This is a genomic window from Tahibacter caeni, assembly GCF_024609805.1.
In the GTDB taxonomy this organism is placed as follows: Bacteria; Pseudomonadota; Gammaproteobacteria; order Xanthomonadales; family Rhodanobacteraceae; genus Tahibacter; species Tahibacter caeni.
Genome location: NZ_JANFVR010000578.1, coordinates 1 through 1692 on the forward strand (window position 1 = coordinate 1; position 1692 = coordinate 1692).

Below are 1692 nucleotides of genomic sequence, written 5' to 3' on the forward strand. Positions count from 1 at the left end.
GTCGCCGACGTACTCGAGGCCGGCCGCCGCGGCGTCGCGGCGCAGGCCGGCCAGGGCCGCGGCTTCTTCGGCCGGCGCGAATTCGCCGTAGGCGTGCCTGACGAGGAATTCGTCCCAGGGGCCGACGCCTTCGCCGTAGGCCTGCTGCAGGGTCGGGCGGCCCTGCGCGTCGAGGCCGCCGAGCAGCGGATGCGGATAGTCGAGCACCGAGCCGTTGCCGCTGCGGCTCGCGGCGAAGTTGTGCGCGAAGCCCAGCGCGTGGCCGACCTCGTGCGCGGCGAGTTGGCGCAGGCGCGCGAGCGCCATGGCCTGCGCGCGCGCGGCCAGTTCGTCGGCGTCGTCGCGCGCATACGGCGCGAGCAAGGCCTCGGCGATCAGGATGTCCTGGCGCACGCGCTGCGAGCCCAGGGTGACGGCGCCCTTGATGATCTCGCCGGTACGCGGATCGGTCAGCGCCGCGCCGTAGGACCAGCCGCGCGTCGCGCGGTGCACCCAGAGAATCGTGTTGTAGCGGATGTCCATAGGATCGGCGCCGTCGGGCAGCAGCTCGGCGCGGAACGCATCCTGGAAGCCGGCGCGCTCGAATGCCTGGCGCCACCAGTTCGCGCCTTCGAGCAGCGCCGAGCGCACGGGTTCGGGCGTACCCGGATCGAGATAGAACACGATGGGTTTCCTGACCGGGCTCGACGCCGCGGCCGGATCGGTCTTCTCGAGCCGGAAGCGCGGCTGCACGCGTACGTCGAGACTGGCCGCGAGCGGCTGCGAGAAGTCGACGACACCCTGGCTGAAGCCGCCCGAGGCCGGGTGATAGCGCCGCGGTCGGAACCCGTCGGGCGGCAGGCGCACGAGGCTGACGTGCTGGCGCAGGCTCAGCGCGGTCGGGTCCATGCCGACCTGGCGCACGTAGTCGCCTTCGCCGGCGCCCTGGAACGTCAGCAGCGCCTCGGCTTCGGTGTTGTCGGGAAAGCTGCGCGCTTCGTCGAGCAGCACGGCGCTGCGCTTCTCGTCGACGGCGTACTTGCCCTGCCTGGCCTGGTCCAGGCGTTCGGCCACGCCGTGGCGGTCGGATATCAGAAAACTGGAAAAATCCACATAGGTGCGCTCGCTGCGCGGCGAATCCAGGGCGTCGCCGGCCCAGAGCACCGATTCGGCGAAGGCCTCGCGCGCGCTCGCGCGCTCGGCCGGATTGGCCGAGCTGGCGGCGTAGCGCGTGTTGCGCTCGACCAGCAGCACGCGCGGGCCGGCGCGGCGGAATTCCACTTCGCGGACGCTGCCGGGCTGGCCGCGGTCCAGGCCCACGTCGTTGGAGCCCAGGCCGTGCGGCAGCGAGGTCACGAGCAGCAGCGGCGTGTCGAGCCGCTCGATGCCGACCAGCAGGCGGCCTTTGGCCGGATCGCTGCAGACCGCGAAGAAGCCGTCCTTGCAGGCAAGACCGGCCAGCGGATCGGCCGCGGCGTCGGCGGCATGGACATCGAGACAGACGACGGGCAGCAGAGCGGCGGCGATTCGGCGCAGCAGGGCGTTCATGGGCAGGTCGATGACGGAAGACCGGCCGACCTTAGCCGCAGCGCCGCGCCGGCGTAAATGCGGAAAGTCCCGCGCCGGCGGCGGTATCGGCCACGCGCGACCGCCCGCCGCGCCGATCGTGCGGCAGGGGCGGCGGGCTCCGGGCCGGCGACTGCCGGCACGACC

General features: G+C 72.7%; 1 protein-coding gene. It reads right to left on the reverse strand.

Annotated features, from left to right (window positions below; all coding sequences use genetic code 11):
- On the reverse strand, positions 1-1527 hold a 1527-nt coding region (locus tag NON22_RS23940; protein ID WP_257389494.1), incomplete at its 3' end, for a DUF5117 domain-containing protein.
- Between the last annotated feature and the right edge of the window lie 165 nt (positions 1528-1692).